Raw genomic sequence first — 20,015 nt, 5'->3', positions numbered from 1 at the left:
ATCCCCCCAGCTCTGCAAGCGAGCTGGGGGGAGTGCGATCCAACGTGCGAGCGATTACTTCATCAGGACCATCTTGCGGACGGAGCGGAAGTCACCGGCTTCGATGCGATAGAAATAGACGCCGGACGCGAGCGTTTTGCCGTTGAACGCGACGCGATGCACACCAGCTTCGAGCGGCGCATCGGCCAAGGTTGCGACCTCGCGGCCCAGCAGATCATAGACTTTCAAAAGTGTATTCGCGGCCTTCGGCAGCGCGAATTCTATGACTGTTTCGGGATTGAAGGGATTCGGGTAGTTCTGCGCCAGATTGAACACAGCGGGCAGGGTCGGCGATTCCGCGGCCTCGGTGAAGATCGGATCATACAGCCGCTGTGCGTAGATGCCGTGATCCCATGCAAACGAACCGCGCTGATCGAGCCACGCGACAGTCAAGCCTCCGGCTCCATCGTTCACAGCCGAAAAGTCGTTCTGCGTGTGCTCGGCGCTGCACACAATGCTCCCGCCGGGCAGCCAATACGAATCTCCGTCCACTTCGCCGCGCGCGTTTAGATGGGTCCCGTACAGGTCGCTGAACCAGTAGTACTGCGACGAGTTGCGATTGTCCCGCCACAGCACATACACTTCATTATCGCTCAGGGCCACGACTTGTGGTGAGTCCTGATCAAAGGGCAGCTCTGCGACCGGCAATCCGCCGTCCGGCCACAGGGCGACGCCCGCCGCATTGACTCGCTGTGCTGCGATGTCCATGCTGCTTTCTCGGTACTGCTCCCAGGCGATCGTCGCGTTTCCGGCCATATCCACGTCACAGGAAACACCGAACAACGAACTGGAGTCGGCCAAAACAAGTCCCTGGCCCCACAGTCGCACACCCTCCGGGGCCCACGCGCTGAGCGACGCACCGTGCGGTTCCGCCCACCGGCGTTTCCACCCACGCCAGCACCGCGCCGCCCTGATGATCCGAGCACCCGCTGACGCGGCTGGACTGCACGCGCACATTAGACGCCACATCCACATCCCACGCAACCGTGCCGTCCTGCCGCACACGCATGACGGAGAGCGTCGAATTCGTGTACGTATAGCGCAACGACGCGACGATCACCGAGTGATTGGCCGCCGGGCCAAGTATCTGCGGGTAATGATCGGCATTGTTGCCGCGGATGACGGGATCCGCCCAGAGTCGCCGGCATTCGCCGTCCAGCCGCTCCAGGTAGGTCTTCACGATGAAGTCCTGGTCGAAAACGCCCATCGTCACGTAAACGCCGCCTGCGCCGTCGGCCATGAGATGAACGGTGTAGCGATCCACGCCGTAGGTATTGGGATACACGAGCACTTCTCCGGTCGGTTCACCGACAGGCTCGCCGTTTCGGTCACGATGCAGAATACGCAGCGGCTGGTCCTGCACTTCTTCCCAAAGTGCGACAAAGAATCCGCCCTGGCCGTCCGCATCCACGGCGCACAGATCATCATATACAGCTCCACCCGTACCCCGATCGAGCAGAATCCGTCCGCCCTCGGCGAACCTCGGCGTCCCAAACGCATCATGCATCTGGTACCACAGTTGCCGCGTGGAGTAGCCGCTCAATTCCCACACCGTAGCGGTTGCACCGCCCCCCAGCGCGATCACCTTGACCCGCGTAGCATAGCGGTGAATACCCTCATTCAATTCGCGCGGCACTTGATATTCCGGTGTTCCGCTGCCGATCTCGATCCGTTGCTGTTGAACCCGCGTCGTGTCCAGCAAGCGGTCGAGCCAAATCACTTCGACCACGTTGTTGCGCACTGTAGGTGCAAAGGCAACGGGCCAAACGAGGGACGAGTCGCCGAGCAGGAGACCGCATGGGGCGCCCCACGGTCGGCTGTCGTCAGCCGCCACGCGTTCGACGTGGTAGGCGGATTGCGAGGAGCCGGCGTAGTCCCAGACCGTGTAGCCGGCCACCGCGCCGCCGCTGCCATCGGACGATGTCACCACGTTGCTGTATCCGGCCTCAAACATGTCTTCCGCGCACAGTTCCGCTCCCGTGTCGCCCCAGACGGGCGCTCCATCGAGCGTGAGCTTTTGCACCGCCGCCCGGTTCCACCCTGCGGCATCGTCATCAGTCATGGAAACAAGCAGTCCGTCGTCCACGCCGGCGTTAAACGAGCGCGCGATGCCCGTGACCTCCGTCATATATTCGGCGTTAGTCACTGCGGCGCCATCCGCGGCCCACAGCAATCCTCCGGCGGCATTGACGTGCTGCGCTCGCGGCGGTGTTCCATCGCGCTCGCCCCATACCACGTACGCGCCGCCGTTGCCATCATTGCATACCAGAACGTCGCGATAGCTAAACGATCCGCGCCGGATTTCGACGCCGACCGAGTCATGCCACGCGTACGTGCCGTCCGCCAGCAGCTTGTTGACATACAAGATTCGCTGCGGCTCGTTGCCCTGTCGGCGCAGCAGCAGCACGCCGCCGTTGCCATCGCTCGCAAAATCACTGCGGTCTTCGTGCAGCCGGGAGGCGATCTCAAGGGGCTCGGGCCACGCGGGCTCGCCGGTCGCGGTCAGCCGTAGCGCCGAGCGGTTGGTATTATACCACAAGACAATCGCGCCATCCCCGCTGGGCAGCACGAATTGCGAGCGCATTCCCCAGGCGGGCGTGTCTGTCGTGAGCTCATGTCCGGCGCGGCCACCGGTCCACAGCGGCGTGCCGCTGTCATCAATTTTGATGGCGCGCAGCGATCCATATCCGTCCCAGCCGGCATTGGGTCCGTAACCGGCGATGATCTGCATGTCGCCCCACACAATCACCCAGCCGCCCTCGACGGCGGTAACATCGGGGTACGAGGCTTTATGATCTCCTTGGGCCAACAGCAGACCGCCTGCGGGCCACAGCGCTGCTCCGTCCGCCGCGAGTAATTGCCCCAATACCACCTGTTCATCGCCGAGCGACTGCGACCACACCACGAGGGTCGTGCCGTCGTCGCGCGTCGCCCGCGCGAAATCAACAATCTCCCGCGGTCCGTAAACAAACAACCCTTCCGCGTCCCATTGCCGCGGGTCCGCGAATAGACTTCCGGCCAGTACCAATGCTGTCAAACAAAGTAAGCGAATCATGATAACCTCCGTAGCAAAGAAACCGTAACTTCTAAGAGCAAAAAGCTAACCGAGCCAAATTAAGACGAACACTCTCGGCCGGGACCAGCGCTACTTCATCACCACCATCTTGCGCGCGGACTGAAATTTCCCGGCCTCGATCCGATAGAAATAGACGCCGGATGCCAGCGCACCGGCATTGAATTTCACGCGCTGCACACCCGCATTCATCGGTGCATCAATGAGCGTCGCCACCTCGCGGCCGAGCACGTCATAGACTTTCAGCGATGTCCTGGCCGCATGCGGCAGAGCAAACTCGATCACCGTCTCCGGATTAAACGGATTCGGATAGTTCTGCAACAGCGCAAACTCCGTCGGCAGAGTCGGCACGGGCTTGGCGTCGGTGAATAACGGATCGAGCAGCCGCTGTGAATAGAGCGACCAATGGTCATATTCAAATCCCGTGCGCTGATCGAGCCACGTCACAACGGCGCCGCCTTGCGCATCCGCCGTCAGCTTCGCGCCGATATTCGGGTACGCCGAGGCTACAAGCGATGTGCCGCCCAGCTGCCACCAGCTATCCGCCGTGATGTCTCCGCTGGCATTGAGATGCGTTACAGCCACTTCGGCCTCAGCGCCCCAATACGACTCATAGGCCTGATTCTGCCACGCGATGTAAAGTTCGTTATCGCTGACCACGGCGATCTGCGGCTTTAACTGGTACCCTTCGGCATCGCAGATCACCATACCGCCGTCCGCCCACATGAGCCACCCTTCGGGCGAGAAGCGTTGGGCAACTAAGTCCGAGTTGGTCCAATACTCCTGCACCGCAGCGACGGTCAGATTACCCAGCGCATCCGCCGCGCAGGCCATACCCCCATCATACCACACGCCGCCCGCAATCGGCAGGGCGTTTTCCCCCCACAGCAGCTCGCCCTCCGCGCCGACACGCTGCACTCGCGATCCCTCCGGCGATTGCGTCCAGCATGCATACACCCCGCCCGCGGCATCACTGCACACCGCCGATCGCTCGCCGACGTAGAGCGCCGAATCCGTTACGGCGGTATTCCATGCCAAAACTCCGTCGCGACTGATGCTCTGGCAGGTGATCCGGTTTTGCGGATAGCTTATGGCTTCGCCCAGCACCAGCACGCACGCACCGTCGGAGCCGGGCACGAGCGCTAACGGCCCGATAGCGTCAAGCAAGGGATATACTACTGCCGGATCTTCCCACAGCGCTTCGCCGCTCGCGTTCACGCGCATGAGCTGTGTCACAACCAGCTCGCTTGCATCTCGCAGCGCCGCTCCGACAAACGCACCGCCGTCGCCGTCCGGCAGGCTGACGATTAACCCGCTGCCAAGGGAACTGCCGTAGAGCACCAGCTCACCCTGCGCATCGGTGAGCAATTCGCCCGCGCCGGTATAGTGTACACACCGCACGAGCGCACCGGCGTCGGTCTCGCGCACGAAGAATGCAAAAAAGCCGCCGCTGCCGTCCTCACACGTTGTGAATGAGCGGATCGGCATGGGTTCATCGCGCGCCGTCATCGCCAGCGGCACGCCGCCCGTCGCGAGCAGCGGCTGTCCCGTCAAATCAACAATCTGGAACCGTGCTGTAGGCTCACCGACCCACTGTTCGCCCCACACATGGGCGATGCGATTATCTTGCAGCCGCACGGATTGTATTTCGCTGTTCCAGCCGATGACCGTGCGCAGGGCCGAGGCTTTAACGGTCAGCGGTTCCGCCTGCTCAAGCTGGCCGTTCCACATGTCAACCGTTTGCGCGCGAAAGGTCAGGAGATCGTCTGCTTCATGCCACAGCAGCCGCGCCTTGTTATTACCGGTCTGCAGGTACGGTGCCTTGCCGGAATACTGGTCCACCACCGCATGGGCAACCTGTACGCAGGCTTCTCCCCACACCGCCGCGCCATTGCTGCCCAATCGTGTCATGCGCAGCTCGTGATACTGATAGACGTCGTTTTGGTAGACTTCGATTCCGCCCGTCACGATCGCACCGCCCGCATCATCCGTGGCCACGTTGAGGTAGTTGAGCGTCGCCGGCGGCTGGTTGCACACCGTCACGCCGCAGTCACCCCACAGCCGGCTGCCGTCGAGCCCGATTTTTTGCACGCGTTTCTGGTCTCCGCCGAGTAAAATCAGGACTCCATCGGGCATGCCGCCGCTCACAGACGTGACGCAGGAATTTCCGCTCCACGCGTTGCCATCCACGCAGGCCACAACGCCGTTCGCATCCCACAGCGGTTCACCGAGCGCGTCAAACCTAAAAGCCCGTACGTCACTGCCGCTGAAACCTTGATAAAGATCATCCAGAACAAACATACCGCCTGTGCCGTCCGCCGTAATACGTACCGGTGCATGTTCACCGGGCCGCACGATCATGGAGCGCCAGCCTGCATCCGACCACAGCAACTGGCCGTCCGGTAACAGGCGATTGGCATACACGATCGAGTCGCCATAATACGCGCGAATCCACGCCACCAGCAATCCACCCTGTCCGTCCGGCACGACATCGTAGTAACAGCCTAACAGACTGCCGGTCACTTCCGCCGAGTCGGCCCACGCCACTCCGGTTTCATCCACGCGCCGCGCCGACATGCCGGCCGTTTCCCAGGTATCGCCCACGGTCACGAAGACGCCGCCTGCGCTCGGAATCAACTTGAAGGGGCGGTAGGTCCACCAGTCGCGTTGCGCATACACTTCGACCCCCGCCCGCCCGCTGGGCCATAGGGGTTCCCCGGCGGCATCAAGTTTGGTCACGCGAATCGCGGCGGTCGCCTGCCGTTCACCGTGATCCAGCGGCTCCATCAGGAAGGCATCGAGCCAACCCACCGCCCAGCCACCGTCCAGAGACACAACAGCCGGACTGCCCGCACGCAAGTTACCCTGCGCCAGCATCCGGCCGTTAACGTCCCATAATCTTTCGCCTGTCGGTGCAATCATCTGTCCGATGACCACACTTTGCTGTCCTAACGATCCTGCCCACACGCACAGCGTGTAACCCTCGGCGTTCGTCGCCGAACTGACCTCGAGGATTGTCTCGGCCTGCATCAGCGGCACCCCGCCGTCCGCCCACTGCCGGGGGTCCGCCCACAGCGCCGTCACCAGCACCAAAGTCGCCCAACACAGCATCCGCATCATGACCCACCTCCTCAGGTGAAAGGCAGAGAAGCAACGCTTAAGGTGATCACCCCTTAAGAAAGGGCCAAACCCCCGCTTTGTCAAGCCACGCGCGCCAACTCTCTCAACTTTCCCCGCAAAAATAGGTGCAATCACAAATAACCCGCCTCCGCGCCCCCCGATTCTGCGGGAGGGCAGGAGGGAGAGCTAACAATTGCATCCTTGGGTCGGGCCTTCGGCCCCGCATTGACCCCGCCCTAACCCTCCGCTCATGGTCAAAGGGAGACGAGATCGTGGGTCTGCAACTACTCTCTGCCCGTCGCGATCTCCGAAGTGCCCATTTTTTCGAGAATCTGCACCGCGACACGCAGCGCATTCAGGCCGTCTTCGCCCGTCACGAGCGGTTCGCCGTTGGTGCGAATTGCTTCGAAGAACGTGCGCTGCTCCATGTCAATCGCATTGCCTTCCGGGGCCGTGGGCGCACCCATCAGGATCTTGCGTTTCACCGCGCCCTTGTCAATCTCCCCAAGCATCAACGTACCCGGCTCGCTCACTTCGTCGGCATGCGCGAGTCTGAATTGCTGCACGTCGCCTTTGGCAAAATCAAGCGAAATATAGCTGTCCTCGGAGAACATCCGCAGCTTGCGCATCGGATTGGCGCTGATCCGCGAGGCCGTGACATTCGCCACGCCGCCCGATGGAAACGTCAGCCGCGCATTGGCAATATCTGCCGCTTCACTGATGACTGCCACGCCGGACGCTTCGACGTGAGTCGGGAATTCGCCCATGAGCTTCAGGATCATGTCCAGGTCGTGAATCATCAGATCAAGCACCACGGCCACGTCGGTTCCCCGCGGTTTGAATTGTGCCAGCCGATGCGCTTCGATGAACTTGGGATGCGGGTACTCCGTGCCCAGCGCGCGAAAGGCGCGGCTGAAGCGCTCGACATGGCCCACTTGCAGCTTCAAATGCTTGGCCCGCGCCAGTGCGACGATCTCGCTGCCCTCCGCTACCGTCGTGGTGATCGGCTTTTCCAAAAACACGTGCTTACCCGCTTCCAGCGCCTGTTTGGCCACAGCATAGTGCGACGACGTCGCCGATACAACGAGCAGCGCGTCGCTCTCCGTAATCACCTGCTCCAGGCTGTGCGCCGCCAAACCTCCGAACTGTTCGGCCACCGACTGCGCCTTATTCTGATCCATATCATAGATCCGCGACCAGGTTACGTCGCTATTCTGCGCCAGCAAGCGCGCATGAATCGTCCCGAGGTAACCCGCGCCGACAACACCGACTCTCAAATTAGTCACGACTGATAAACCTCATGTGAAAGTACACGGACAACCCCGCGCACAAGAAACAGATAAAACTGGCGATGAGGAGCGGTACCGCTTGCAGCGGTTCGTTCGAGACGACAGGATCCAGCCCCAGCACCGCGGCGACGATCCCCGTCACACCCGCCACCACGGCGCAGGTGTTGCGCCACTTGCGGTTCTGTCGCGTCGCTTGCAGGCGATCAAACGAATGAATCTGCACGAAAGCTCACCTCAAATAGAGATTCAAATAATGTCCTTCGCATTCCCCCTGTTCACCGGAGGAATCAAGAGAGTAAAACTGCCCGGCACGGTCAATCGCATTGAGCGCCAGCGAGTGCCAGCGTGACCGCCCACTCCAAGCGTCAGGCGTAGCGGCAAGCGGTCCGGCATTACGGCAAACGCGCGCGCAACAACTTCATATCTTCACGCGTGACCAATCCCAGTGTGAGCACCGCCGCGCCGTAGATCACCATCATCACCGCGCCGTACGCCACCAGCCGCCAGAGCACGGCAGCCTCCGGCAATAACCCCAGTACCGGCAACGCTAACGCGCCCGCCCCGACCGCCGTCACAAGAACTTTCAGCAAATAGCTCCACGGCATAACGCGGGATATCGGCAGAGCCATCGTGCGCGCGATCTGCCCCAGCGCAAAACTGTTGATGACATACTCGGACGTCAGCACCGCTAAGGCCGGACCCCACATTCCGAACAGCCGCATGAACAGCAGGCTTAGCACGATATTCGAAAACAGCATCGCCACCGATGCCCACAACACCACACGCGACCGGTTCAAACACAGCAGAATCTGATAGAACGACGTCACGCGCTGCGGAATGACACAGCCAATAATCAACAGCGGCAGCGCGCCATCCAGATACTCCGCCGTGTACAAAACGCGGATGATCGCTTCATGCTGAAACAACACCAGCGCAAACACCGGATACATCAATAGCGCGGCTCGGCCCATCCAACGGTGCCATAGATCGCGAAACTCATCCTGCTTCCGTGCCACGGCCATGCGGCTCAAATCCGGCGCAATGGACTCCGTGATGCTGAACGGAATCAGTGGCACCAACGGCAACTCGCGCGCTCCCACCGAGTAGGCCGCGAATTTCGCCGGCGGATAGGCCGCCGACACGAGCAGCTTGTCCGTCTCCACCGCGAACTGTCCCGCCGCACTCTGTCCCGTCAAGTCAGCTGTGAATTTCCCTTGTGCGCGGGCGTTCTGGAACAGCGGGGACAGCACGGGGCCGGCAGTACGCTGATAGAGCACCAGCATGATCCCCAACTGCACCAGCGCGAACCCGTTCATAGCCAACAGAAAGTTATGCAGCGTCGCATCCGACCACACGAGCACCAGCAGCGCGGCCAGCCTCAGCAGCGCGAAACACAGCTTAGCCAGCGCCAGCGTGGTCCGTCGCCCGGCCGCCAGCAACAGCGTAATGAAGATCTGAATGGGAAAGTTCAGTCCCAGAAACAGACTGAATAGTCCGGCCTCGTCCCGCAGGGCTGGACTGTCAAAGCGCTCCGCCGCGAACGGCAAGGCCGCATAAAACGCGGTCATGCAGATGGCGGCCAGTCCAAGGCAGATCAGCAGCGTCCGGCGCGCAATCGCCCCCTGCTCGTTGGCTGGTGCCGTGCTGTAAAAATAGCCGAGGCTCCGTGACAGCCCGTAGGTTGCCACATTCCACACAATCCCCGACAGCACCGCGAACTGCCGCCAGCCGCCGAATTCATCCGGTGCGATCAGCCGCACAAGCACCATCGTGAAGGCCATGACGAGCACGCCTTCGGTCACGCTGCCCAGCACGTAAATGGCGGTGCTTCCGCCGCGGGAGTTGTGACTCACAACAGTCGGGTTCGGTCGGCCAATTGCATCCACAAAGGTAACGAAAACAACCCCAACCCGCAAGAGCAATCAAGGCCGGGCAAAACCCGGCCTTGACAAAGCCACTCTCGTCTATGCTTATGCGTGTTTTGTCCGCAGACAGACCATAACGTCAAACTCCGCTCCGTCGGCCAGAAACTCGATAATGAACACCGGAATTCCGCGCGGCTGCGCCACTGTGTGCGGCCCGCCGCTGAACACCTGCGGTATGGACAGGCTGAAGGCATGCTTCGTGTTGACTAGCTCGGCCTTGGCCGCACCAGCAACGACATTCATGAGTTCACCGACACCGTCGCGAATGTCTTCCTCCGTGATCTCCTCCTCAGTCATCGAGAGCATCTTGCACACGACCTGCGTGGCCAGCTCCTTGGAGAAGGTCACCGACACGAAACCTTCGGCGTTACCTGACAGGCCGATCGTCCCCGAGTAGTACCCGCTCGCGGTCGCATCTGAGGACAGCCGCAGACCTTTGCGTTCGCAGGTCATCCCGGCCATCTGCTTCAACGTATCGAGCGTTCCCGAAATGAACGGATTGACGTAGTCCGCATCCACCGCAACGGCTTCGCGCGTCTTGCCCACGCCAGCGTATTTGGCCAGCTTCTGCGAAACATCGTGCGGCTGCAGCGGCGTCAACATCATGTCTTCCGCATTCTGCCCGACCTCTTTTTGGGCCGAATGCTGACCAATATGACTGGTCACGATGACAATCGGGCAGGCCGGCTGCTCTTCCTTCATCTTCTGCAGCCGCTGAATGGCCGCTTCGCCTGTGTCAGGCCAGAAGAACAGCGCCAAATTAAACATCGCCAGCCGCGCTCCCGCCTCGTCATGGGTCACGCGCTCGACGTGCACGTCATGCTCCTCCAGCAGGCGCGTCGCGATCTGCTCCTGCAAGCGGGGGAAACCGATCAAAGCTACTTCTGCACTCATGATTTGCCTCTATTAGATTCGGATTAAGCGGGAAGCATCCCCGCGCTCTCCTGAATCTTCAGGGCGAGCATCTTTTGGTCGAACGGCTTGGTCAAATAGTTCTGGGCGCCGGCCGCGATGGCTTCTTTGACAAAATTCATGTCTGCTTCACTGGTCAGCATCATCACCACGATGTTCTTGGTCTTCGGGTCCGACTTAATGGCCTTGAGCACTTCAAGCCCCGTCATCCCCGGCATATTCCAGTCGAGAATGACCAGGCTAACTTCGCTGGCCTTTTCCGCCAAAACGGCCAGCGCGGCGGCACCCTCCGCAGCTTCAAGAACGGTGTGCCCCATCTCTTCGCAGCTGCGCTTGACGATGCGGCGAATGGTGGTGGAATCATCAACTGAGAGTATGGTCATTGCGCTCCTCACTGGAGAGTGGTCAGTTCAGGGGAATTTGTCTGCGCGCCGGCGCTCCGGCACCGCTCTCTGCGGAGCAAAGCATGGACCATCGAAAAAAAGTAAGCGCCCGGCATCGCAGGATGCCGGGCGCTTCAACTTTCTCGCAACTGCTGCTATAGCTTTGCAAAGCCGTTTTGCAAATCCTGTCGCAAGTCGTCCACATCTTCCAGTCCCACCGAGAGCCGAATAAGACCGTCCGTGACGCCCAGTTTTTCCCGTAGTTCACGCGGAATCGTCGCATGGGTCATGATGGCTGGGTGATCACACAGCGACTCGACCCCGCCGAGCGACTCGGCAAGCGCAAACAGATGCAGGCCGCTCACAAACTTGCGCGCCGCTTCGAGGCCGCCTTTCAATTCCAGGCTGATCATCCCCGCAAAGCCCGACATCTGCCGCATGGCCAACGCTTGCTGCGGATGCGATTTCAAACCCGGATAGCGAACCCACGCGACGTGGCTGTCCATCTCCAGGTCCTTAGCCAGCATCGCCGCGTTCGCTTGATGCCGCTCCATTCGCACCGCTAGCGTCTTCAGTCCGCGCAGCACCAGAAAGCTGTCCATCGGTCCGGGCACCGCGCCGCAGGCATTTTGAATATACTTGAGCTGCCGGTACAGCTCTTCATCATTGACGACCATCGAACCCATCACCACATCGCTGTGGCCGTTCAAATATTTCGTCACGCTGTGCATCACCAGATCGGCGCCGAGCGCCAGCGGCTGCTGAAAATACGGCGTGGCAAACGTGTTGTCCACGGCCACTCGCACCCCTTTGGCATGGGCCAGCTCGACAATCGCGCGGATGTCCACGAGCTTCAAAAGCGGATTCGTCGGCGTTTCGAGCCAGATCCACTTCGTCTTAGGCGTAATGCTCTTTTCAACCAGATCAAGATTGGTCAGATCAACAAAGTCCGACGCGATTCCCTGCTTCTCCCGCACGAACTTGAAGATGCGGAACGTGCCGCCGTACACGTCATCACCGGCGATAACATGGTCACCGCCGGACAGCGTTGCGATCAGACAATCAATCGCGCCCATGCCGCTCGCGAAACACAACCCGAACTTCCCGCCTTCAAGCGTGGCAATCGCCTCTTGCAGCACAGCTCGCGTCGGATTGTCCGTGCGCGAATACTCATATCCCTTGTGCACTCCCAATTCCGGCTGCACATAGGTGGACGTCTGGAAAATCGGCGTCATAATCGCGCCGTTCGACGGATCGGGCGTCACACCCGCATGAATGCACTTGGTAGAAAATTTCATTTCTGCTCTTCTATTTACCCTCGCGAACAAAACATCAACACAGGTCGGGCCTCCGGCCCGACATCCGCTCTATAGTCGTCTTGCGAACATCAACCGAACAATTAAGAATAGCGTTGCGGCCAAGCACACGACCGCTGCTCCGCGCGGCAACGACAAATACAACGCAATAGCCGCAATCACGAGCGGAATCAGAACAAACCACCCGAGCTTTTGAACGGTCATCATAGCCTTCGCGAAATGTGTTCGTCAGCGAATGGCGCGGGCCGCTCGACTTAACGCCGACAATTTCATTTCCGCCGTCTCCCAGTCATTCACCGGCCGGTCCGAGAATGTTCCGAATCCGCAATCCGGATTGAGATAGATCGAGCCCGCGGCGCGTTTCGCCTGCAGCGGCGCGACTTTCGCTCGCACAAATTCCACAGTTTCAATCTCACTCGTGCGCGGGTTCACGACTCCCAGTCCGATCTCGCGATCATCCGGCAGCGCCAGCAGACTCTCCACGGGTCCTGCGCGATCAGTCGCATATTCCAAAACAAATTGATTGACGTTCATCCGTGAAAAGTACGGAATCAGCGGATCATACGCGCCCGCCAGCAGCACGTCATCCTGTCGGCTCCAATTTCCCCGGCACACATGCAAACCGGTCTTGATGCCGCTCACGCCATCCACGACGGCGTTGAGCAGCTCCACCGCAAAGGCCAATTCCGTCTCCGGCGAAGCCTTCTCGGACAGCGCCGCGCACATGAACGTATGCGTCGCATGCGGTCCCGCGAACGCGACTTCGCTCAAGACCGGTTCGTCGAATTGTACAAAAAAACACCCCGCATCGCGCAAGGCGATCAACTCATCGCGCAGCATCGCCACCACATCCGCGCCGAGGCTCTCCTTGGTCGGATAGGTGTCATACGACAGACTCTTCACCCACATCGAGCGCGTCAGCAGATACGGCCCCGGCAGCGCTGTCTTTATGGGTTTGTCGGTCAGGCCCCGCGCATAGTTGAATTCGTCGAGTGCCAGCGGGCGCTTCACGCGCAATTTCCCTTCGACCACCGGATTGTGAATCGCAAAAGCGGGCACGTCCAGCGACTGCAAAAGCCGCTCGAAACCCGACTTGTCCTCGACGTAATCAAGCAAGTCCGCCAGACTCAAGAGCTTGATCCCATCCACCGCGTCGGCGATGAACGAATAGAAATTCTCGCGCCGCATCTCGCCGTCGCTGACGATGTCCACGCCAGCGCGCACTTGCAGTGCAATCGCCGCGCGCACCGCTTCGTCGGAAATCTTCTGAAACTCAGACTCGGCAATCTTCCCCTTGCGCTTCAGTTTCAGCGCGTCGCGCATCGCCTGCGGTCGCGGCAAACTGCCCACCACCGTGACGGGAAACTCCGGCAATCCATGGTTAATCAAGTGCGTGCACCTGTAAATTCAATTTCGCACCTCTCAGCAGTGTATTCGTCACTGGCGACACCCGCAGCGTATGTTCCCACAGCGAACGTACCTGCTCGAGCGGTGCGTCGCTTTCTACATACGCCGTGCCACTGATCTCGGTCAAGCCGGAGTGTCCGGTTTCTTCAATTCCCAAAAACACCAATAGATTATCCGGCTTTCCATGGAGTGCAAGTTCGATCTGCTCGATTTTCACACCCTCGCGCGATGCGTGCATCTGCAACCCCATCACCAGACACCCCCCTAAAGCTCCCAACAAATACTCCAGAGCGCTCGGCGCCGCATCGCTCACGTCAAAACTCGCCGGCTGCCCGATGGCATAGCTGTGATTGCGCGCATAGACCGTGGCGGTCATTTCGCCTTTCCAGCGCACCCGCGTTTGAAATTTGTACGCGCGTGCTTTGGCCAATTCCGCGTGGACATCTTCGGTCTTGCCGCCGCGCTGCACAAAAAAACGGTTTGATGCACCGCCTTCAATCCAGCCCAAGTACGGATTCTCCGTCATCCGGCACCACGCGGGCAGATCGTTGCACACGGAAAACTCCGTCGAACGAATCTCCAGCACATCTCCCTCCGGCACCTGCTCCATCGCCCGTCGAATTACCAGCAGCAACCCGGAACCGCAATCGAGATTCCCTCCGTCGCAGATATGCGAAGTGGCAATAGGTTGTTCAAGTTTTTCGAGGCTCTCACTCATAGATCATATTTCAAAATTGATAAAATCAACCGCAGGACACAGTCATGCTGCCCTGCGCAGCCCTACGGGTTGCCCGTGGGCCTGTCAATAGCTAATGCACGTACCGCCGGTCGTCAGGAATTCAACCACCTTTGCGCCGCCGACTATCGTCGTGTTGCCGGTCAGGTTGTTCTCATTCAGCGCGCGCTTCTTGAAGCACGGGCTGCACAACCAGATCTGGCCACCGGCCGCGATGTAGTTGGTCATCAGCTCTTTCAGCGGCGCGAAACCCTCTTCATGAATGTCGTCGGCGTACCCCGGAACGGCCAGACGCACGCCCTCAATCGAGAGAAAGACCACCGTGTCCTGTCCCGAGGCCACGGACGCATTGGCCACGACGAACGCCACCGTGGCTTTGTCCGTGTTGTCCTTTGCGAACGTACAGCTTACCATGAATTTTGCCATCAGCTCTCCTTTTTTTGGATGATGTAGTGATTGCTGTCTTCGCCTGTTTGTGCGGCGAGCAGTTTATGTCCTGTCATATTGCACCAACTCGGAATATCTTCACGCGCGCCCGCGTCCTCGGCGCGCACGTCGAGCACATCTCCCGGAGCAATCGGCTGCATCAGCTTGTGCAAAGCCATGATCAGCTCACCGCATCCGGTGTCTTTCGTATCAACAAAATGAGTCAAGAAATGGGGGATAAAGAGGGGGGTGCTGTCCGACCGTAGCGCCCAGTTTGCTGGGCAAAATCCCCCAAGAGAGGTGTGAACAATTTGAGATTTATCATCCCGTCAGGGATCTACTCAAGCAGATCGAAAACTGCAAAATATCGCCGAGCCGGGTTAATGCCGCCGCAACCCGGCCGAAACCTAAGCCTTCGCGCCAGCGGCAATGGGTCCAGCGTTCACGCTGGCGCTGGCTCGCCTTCTCCGTTCACCGGGAAGGGGCCGGGGGGAGGATTCTGCGTTCAGCGCCAACACCTTGCCCTTAACACTGTCAACTCACCAGCTCGGATATTCACCTTAGGCAAATCACTGCGCACGACCGCCGTCCCGCTGCCGTCCTCGAAGACGACCCGCAAATCGTGTTCACCCGGCGGCAACTGAAAATCGGCCACAAAGATCTGATCAGGCAAGGTCTCCCACGAGCGCGTGTCAGCCGCTTCAGTCGCGGCTCCGAGCAGGTTCACTCCCCACCCGAGAATCTGCCCCAGCGCCTCGCTGTCTTTCTTGCCTGCGTCTTCTGCGGCTTTCGAGGCGGCATATTTAATAATCCCTCGCGCAATCGCCCGCACGGCAATCGCCGGCATCCGGTCATTCAGGTCTTGCTTGAGAATACGCGCCACCGGGGCCGCCGGTTCCGCCAATTTGTCAATTCCCTCACCGCGCACGGACACCCGGGCCACCTCAGTGCCGTAGGAATCGTCGGGATAGTACGGCAGCGCCACACGCACGAAGTAATCCAGTTCGCTTTCTTCGTAACGATAGTCGCTCCCGCGCCAATACACCTCTTCGGCGTAGTGCTCGCGCTCCTCGTCGTTCTTGAATTCGCGCTTCTCATACTTCATGATCGGAAACATGATGTTGTTTTCGCGAATCTGGGGCGCAATGCCCGCTTCGCACAAAACAACCACCCGTCCCCAGTTCGGATCGAAGTCCTTGTCAACGTCGGGGCAGCGTTCCAGCAACTGCGCCTCTTCCGCGCTCGCCCCCACCTCTCTCAAGGCCGCATATTCCGCCCGGCACAGATAGCCCGGCGTCTCAAAGTCGTAGAACGGATAAAGCTGCGCGGCGTTCTTATAGGAAATCCAAGCATCGTTGTGTTGCCCGAATGATTCGTACATCACGCCCGAGAACCACTGCAAGAACGGATCGTTCTTGTAGGTGTGCTTCGATTCCCGCGCGTTGACTTCGAGGTAGCTGGCGATTCTCCGTCCCTCGACCGTCGCCGCGGACGCGTCGCCTTTCAAGAGATAACACAACGCGCGATAATAGTAAATCATCGCGCGGTCATACACGGTCCCTTGGTAAGCTCGCACGCGATCGGATGTCAGAAGCGACGCCCCTTCACGCGAAAGACTCTTGGTTAACCGCTCTTCGGCCAGCTTGTCCGCTTCGTTCAGAGACGTCAGCGCCTTGTCATACTGCCCGGCTTCCAGCGCCAGCAGCCCCAGGTTGAGCAGCTCGTCTACACGCTCCGTGTTCTTCTTAACGCCCTTCTCATACGCCGCCAGCGCCTGCTCCGTGGACGTCGAACGCAACTCCGTGCGCACCTGCTCCATCAGCAGCGTGCGCTTTCCGGCGCAGCCGAAAACGAACAAAAGTGCTGCCAGCAACAACCATGTAGGGGCGGATGGCAATCCGCCCGTGCTGTCCGATTTTCCCCCCAAGTCCGTCTGCGGATTTGGGGGGACCAAGGGGGGCCTCATCGCCGAGCAAGGAAATTCCTGGGTCAGGCCTCTGGCCTGACAAACGCTCATCCCCGCCGGAATCTGCCTTCCTCGCATCGCTGTTACGCGCCGAGCCGGGTTAAGCATAGCGCAACCCGGCCGGAATCTTGATCGCCGTGGCATAACTACGGCTTATAGTTCTTGCGGGCGATGTACTTCTTGATCTTCTTCTGCCCGATCCACACCTTCTCGTTGCTCTGCATATCCGTCAGCGTCAAGTCCACCTGATAGAACGCGACCTTCTCTTTGCCTTCCTGATCGAGAATCTTGTTGATCTCGCCGATCAGCATGTAGTCCGCGCCCAGCTCCATCCCGAATTTTTTCATCGTTTCGAGCGAGGCATTGGCCTGCTGATCTTCGCGTTCTTCGCGCACACCTTCACGCTCGACGCGGTCCGCCACGACGCGCACATTGCCCGAGTTCACGAACGCGCGCTCGATATCGCCCACGAACGTACCCGTCGCCACATGCTCGTCGGTCAGATTGCGCATGTTGCCCACGATCACTGCGGGGTTTTTGCCCTTGTCACGCAGGAAGTTGTCGAGCCACGGCCGCGACAGCGCATCGCTGATCATCTCATCGGCCACCAGTCGGCTGTCAGTATCGTTCCAATTCCCTGACAAATCAACGGTTTCCTCGACGTCAATCCGCGACACCTTCTTGCCCCCCGAGCAGGCGACGAACGAAAAACTCGCCAGAGCGAGCACCAGAATCCACAGAGTTCTCATTTCCAACTCCAGAAAAATTAGTTGTTTACCCATGTTCTCAGTCACAAGGGTCCGTTACCCAATATACACTCTCTTTGACACGCTTTCAACCAAAAGGTTTATGTGAGATTTCTGCCGCCGCTTTCTTGGAAAATTGGCAACCTGCGGTTATATTTCCCTTTCCTCAGAAACAATTGAATAACCTCGACCAACCATGCCCATTCTTGCGATTCTATTGACCCTCCTGTTGTCGCTGGCCGCCGCGGCCAATATTATCTTTGTCACACCGAACGGCTCGGGCGACTACTTCACGATTCTAAGCGCCTACAACGCCTCAGCTGCCGGCGATACGATTCTCATCGGCCCCGGCACGTACAACGAGTCAGTTACCAGCATCAACCGCCGCCTGCATATCATCGGCGCGGGCTTCGATGTGGCCTCGACACTCAAATTCACCTTCAACACAGGCGGTTCGCGCAGCACAGTCGAGGGCATGCGCTTCGATCAGTCCAGCAATGACGCGATGGTTTTTTCATCCAGCGATTCTGTGACCGTGCGGCGCTGCATGCTGAAGAACACCAGCCTCTGGGTCCTTCTCATTGGTCCGGCCAATGGCCGCATGTATGTCGAAGATTGTATCTTTCTGCGCACCTTCACGGGGGGATCAGGTCTTGATTTGGTCAGCGTCAGCTCGGGCGGCCGCAGTTATTTCCGCAATTGTCTGTTCGCGAGTCATCTCGCGTCGAACAATCACAACGCCGTAGATGGCTCGACCACACGCACCGAGTTTCACAACTGCACGTTTCTCGGCTTCAATGATGTCTTCAACATGAACTGCACCGAACCTTCTGTGTTCATTAACAACCTGTTCGCCGACTGGGGCACGGCGTCATGGGGCACGGTGCATCCCGGCAGCGTCTGGGACTACAATGCGTCCACGGCTTCAACTCCGCCGGGCACGCACGCGCTGCTCTTACCCGGCAATCCATTTGTCAACTACGTGGACAGCGAGAACTTCATTTACGGCACGTCGGATCTCCGTGTTGTTCCGGCATCGCCCGCCTACAACGGTGGTCATCCGGACATTCTCGATCTCGACGGCAGCGTTTCCGATCTCGGCATCTATGGCGGCCCCACGCCCATGGTGGACACCGGCGCTCCAGCCTATCCATTTGCCATTACGGTCGCCACCAGTCCCGCGACGGCTTTGGTCGGAACGAACGTTGACCTGAATTCCGTCGGCCGCATCGGCCCGCAATACTGATGCGCCTGCTTGCAGCACTACTGCTGAGCGCGGCGCTCTGTCTCGCGCAAACGATAGTCTCCGCCGAATACTTCTGGGACACCGATCCCGGCTACGGCTCCGGAACGCCGTTGAGTATTGTGGCCGATGATTCCGTCAGCGCAAGCGCCGACCTGCCATCACTTTCGCAGTCCGGCTTTCACACGCTGTTTGTCCGCTATCAGGACTCTACGGGCCGTTGGAGCGAATCCCAAGGCCGCCAGTACTACTATGTCCCTTTGGCAAATGCGGCCGCGCTCGATTCCATCAATCTGGCGACTGTGAAGCTGAACGGAGCGACCATTCGCTCTCTGTCCCTGTCGCCAAACGATACCGTGCACTTCTCGGAGACTCTCGAAACGGATACCGTGACTCCGGGCTTGCAAAACATCTCGGTTATTTACACCACTGAGTCGGGCCGTCCATCCCGTGCGCGGAGCTCTTATCTTTTCGTGTTTCCGCCCGACACCGGCTGGAACAACCTCAAAATCGTAAATGCCGACCTCACGTTGAACGATATCCCCATCGGCACGATTGATCTCCCAGACAGCTCGCAATCAGGTCACGGCGTGACTCTGGGGACGGATACTTTGCCCGAGGGAATGCACAAGTTGGCGCTCGACTTTCGCGACGAACGCGGTCTCACCACCGGCAATCTCGACGGCTATTTCTATCTGTTCGGGCCACGCAGTCCCGGAGCGCCACTGTGGTTGACCGCCGCCGAGTATTACATCAACAGCGACCCCGGCGTGGGCAACGGCGTGCCCCTGACTCCCGACGATGGACTGTACGATGAGCGCGACGAGCAATTCACCGATTCTTTGAGCGGTCTACCCGTCGGCCTCTACATCGCTGGCGTCCGCGTGCGTGACAATCGCGGCATCTGGAGCGAAACGCAAGTGGACACGTTTTTGATCGCTCCGCTGCTCACGATTGCTTCCAGTGGCACAGACATCGTCCTGCGCTGGCAGCCCGGCGATAGCGGCGGCGCAGTCATGCACATTGAACGCGCACCCTCGACCGACGGTCCTTACACCGAAATCGCTACAACGACCGACGTGACATTCACCGACACGAATATCTTGACAACACTTGACAAGGCCTTCTATCAAGTTCGTCAGGACCTGAGCGCCCTCGCAAGGTACCGCCTCCCCGCTCGCTCCGGAATTCAGAGATAGTCGCTGCGGTAGGTCTGCATTTGCCCGAAACTAAGAACGATCTCCGCGGAGCAGTGGTCTAAGCCCAAAGCGCGATTCCCCGCCGGAGTTCGCAGCTTGACGGCTCCAACCAGTTCCTCTTTCCGCTTTCGCGGCAAACGGGTAGGGGCAACGGGCCCATGTCACCCAACCACCTCAAGGCTGCACGCCCACGCGTCGCAGCCTTTTTCTTCGCCCACGGCCCGCCCCATTCACG

The 20,015-nt window shown here is 59.5% G+C and carries 17 protein-coding genes; 2 read left to right on the top strand and 15 right to left on the bottom strand.

The window, feature by feature from the left end; genetic code table 11:
* Positions 1–54 precede the first annotated feature (54 nt).
* The 15 genes from IPH10_12245 to IPH10_12175 form a co-directional block, all read right to left on the bottom strand.
* A complete protein-coding gene (locus IPH10_12245; GenBank protein ID MBK6911678.1) occupies positions 55–840 on the bottom strand; it encodes a T9SS type A sorting domain-containing protein in 786 nt (261 codons plus the stop codon).
* Positions 803–3,094 (bottom strand): hypothetical protein, encoded by a 2,292-nt coding sequence (locus tag IPH10_12240; protein ID MBK6911677.1) that lies wholly within the window; start codon positions 3,092–3,094, stop codon positions 803–805. The genes IPH10_12245 and IPH10_12240 overlap by 38 nt, the downstream gene beginning before the upstream one ends.
* A gap of 90 nt (positions 3,095–3,184) precedes the next feature.
* A complete protein-coding gene (locus IPH10_12235; protein ID MBK6911676.1) occupies positions 3,185–6,232 on the bottom strand; it encodes a T9SS type A sorting domain-containing protein in 3,048 nt (1,015 codons plus the stop codon).
* 284 nt (positions 6,233–6,516) lie between these two features.
* Complete coding sequence (locus IPH10_12230) at positions 6,517–7,509, bottom strand: Gfo/Idh/MocA family oxidoreductase (GenBank protein ID MBK6911675.1); 993 nt, start codon at positions 7,507–7,509, stop codon at positions 6,517–6,519.
* Position 7,510: 1 nt separating this feature from the next.
* Complete coding sequence (locus IPH10_12225; GenBank protein MBK6911674.1) at positions 7,511–7,744, bottom strand: hypothetical protein; 234 nt, start codon at positions 7,742–7,744, stop codon at positions 7,511–7,513.
* A gap of 169 nt (positions 7,745–7,913) precedes the next feature.
* Positions 7,914–9,374, bottom strand: a complete 1,461-nt coding sequence (locus IPH10_12220) for a polysaccharide biosynthesis protein (GenBank protein ID MBK6911673.1) — start codon at positions 9,372–9,374, stop codon at positions 7,914–7,916.
* 117 nt (positions 9,375–9,491) lie between these two features.
* Positions 9,492–10,340, bottom strand: coding sequence for a chemotaxis protein CheX (locus tag IPH10_12215; GenBank protein ID MBK6911672.1), 849 nt, complete (start codon positions 10,338–10,340; stop codon positions 9,492–9,494).
* Positions 10,341–10,363: 23 nt separating this feature from the next.
* Entirely contained in the window at positions 10,364–10,741 is a 378-nt protein-coding gene (locus tag IPH10_12210; GenBank protein MBK6911671.1) for a response regulator, read from the bottom strand.
* 155 nt (positions 10,742–10,896) lie between these two features.
* Entirely contained in the window at positions 10,897–12,039 is a 1,143-nt protein-coding gene (locus IPH10_12205; protein ID MBK6911670.1) for a PLP-dependent transferase, read from the bottom strand.
* A gap of 246 nt (positions 12,040–12,285) precedes the next feature.
* On the bottom strand, positions 12,286–13,380 hold the full coding sequence (locus IPH10_12200; protein MBK6911669.1) for a cobalamin-independent methionine synthase II family protein: 1,095 nt from the start codon (positions 13,378–13,380) through the stop codon (positions 12,286–12,288).
* 58 nt (positions 13,381–13,438) lie between these two features.
* Entirely contained in the window at positions 13,439–14,182 is a 744-nt protein-coding gene (locus tag IPH10_12195; GenBank protein MBK6911668.1) for an OsmC family protein, read from the bottom strand.
* 84 nt (positions 14,183–14,266) lie between these two features.
* Positions 14,267–14,629, bottom strand: coding sequence for a DsrE family protein (locus tag IPH10_12190; protein MBK6911667.1), 363 nt, complete (start codon positions 14,627–14,629; stop codon positions 14,267–14,269).
* Complete coding sequence (locus tag IPH10_12185) at positions 14,626–14,805, bottom strand: sulfurtransferase TusA family protein (GenBank protein ID MBK6911666.1); 180 nt, start codon at positions 14,803–14,805, stop codon at positions 14,626–14,628. Before IPH10_12185 ends, IPH10_12190 begins: the two co-directional genes overlap by 4 nt.
* 326 nt (positions 14,806–15,131) lie before the next feature.
* The gene (locus IPH10_12180; GenBank protein MBK6911665.1) at positions 15,132–16,580 is read right to left on the bottom strand and encodes a hypothetical protein; all 1,449 of its coding nucleotides are present in this window, start codon (positions 16,578–16,580) and stop codon (positions 15,132–15,134) included.
* A gap of 158 nt (positions 16,581–16,738) precedes the next feature.
* Positions 16,739–17,341 (bottom strand): penicillin-binding protein activator LpoB, encoded by a 603-nt coding sequence (locus IPH10_12175; GenBank protein MBK6911664.1) that lies wholly within the window; start codon positions 17,339–17,341, stop codon positions 16,739–16,741.
* Between the two features lie 193 nt (positions 17,342–17,534).
* Between IPH10_12175 and IPH10_12170 the strand changes: the two genes are divergently transcribed.
* Both IPH10_12170 and IPH10_12165 read left to right on the top strand, forming a co-directional pair.
* Positions 17,535–18,584, top strand: coding sequence for a hypothetical protein (locus IPH10_12170; GenBank protein ID MBK6911663.1), 1,050 nt, complete (start codon positions 17,535–17,537; stop codon positions 18,582–18,584).
* Positions 18,584–19,780 (top strand): hypothetical protein, encoded by a 1,197-nt coding sequence (locus tag IPH10_12165; GenBank protein MBK6911662.1) that lies wholly within the window; start codon positions 18,584–18,586, stop codon positions 19,778–19,780. The genes IPH10_12170 and IPH10_12165 overlap by 1 nt, the downstream gene beginning before the upstream one ends.
* Positions 19,781–20,015: the final 235 nt, after the last annotated feature.

Source organism: bacterium, assembly GCA_016702305.1.
In the GTDB taxonomy this organism is placed as follows: Bacteria; Electryoneota; RPQS01; order RPQS01; family RPQS01; genus JABWCQ01.
The sequence above is the reverse complement of the archived record's forward strand: the minus strand, read 5'-3'. Positions and strand labels throughout refer to the sequence as shown.

Bases quoted from the DNA above. Each gene is read 5' to 3' on its own strand.
- IPH10_12195 (MBK6911668.1), bottom strand. From the start codon at position 14,182: ATGAGTGAGAGCCTCGAAAAACTTGAACAACCTATTGCCACTTCGCAT.
- IPH10_12215 (MBK6911672.1), bottom strand. From the start codon at position 10,340: ATGAGTGCAGAAGTAGCTTTGATCGGTTTCCCCCGCTTGCAGGAGCAG.
- IPH10_12235 (MBK6911676.1), bottom strand. From the start codon at position 6,232: ATGATGCGGATGCTGTGTTGGGCGACTTTGGTGCTGGTGACGGCGCTG.
- IPH10_12205 (MBK6911670.1), bottom strand. From the start codon at position 12,039: ATGAAATTTTCTACCAAGTGCATTCATGCGGGTGTGACGCCCGATCCG.
- IPH10_12185 (MBK6911666.1), bottom strand. From the start codon at position 14,805: ATGGCTTTGCACAAGCTGATGCAGCCGATTGCTCCGGGAGATGTGCTC.
- IPH10_12165 (MBK6911662.1), top strand. From the start codon at position 18,584: ATGCGCCTGCTTGCAGCACTACTGCTGAGCGCGGCGCTCTGTCTCGCG.
- IPH10_12170 (MBK6911663.1), top strand. From the start codon at position 17,535: ATGCCCATTCTTGCGATTCTATTGACCCTCCTGTTGTCGCTGGCCGCC.
- IPH10_12200 (MBK6911669.1), bottom strand. From the start codon at position 13,380: ATGCGCGACGCGCTGAAACTGAAGCGCAAGGGGAAGATTGCCGAGTCT.
- IPH10_12210 (MBK6911671.1), bottom strand. From the start codon at position 10,741: ATGACCATACTCTCAGTTGATGATTCCACCACCATTCGCCGCATCGTC.
- IPH10_12240 (MBK6911677.1), bottom strand. From the start codon at position 3,094: ATGATTCGCTTACTTTGTTTGACAGCATTGGTACTGGCCGGAAGTCTA.
- IPH10_12175 (MBK6911664.1), bottom strand. From the start codon at position 17,341: ATGAGAACTCTGTGGATTCTGGTGCTCGCTCTGGCGAGTTTTTCGTTC.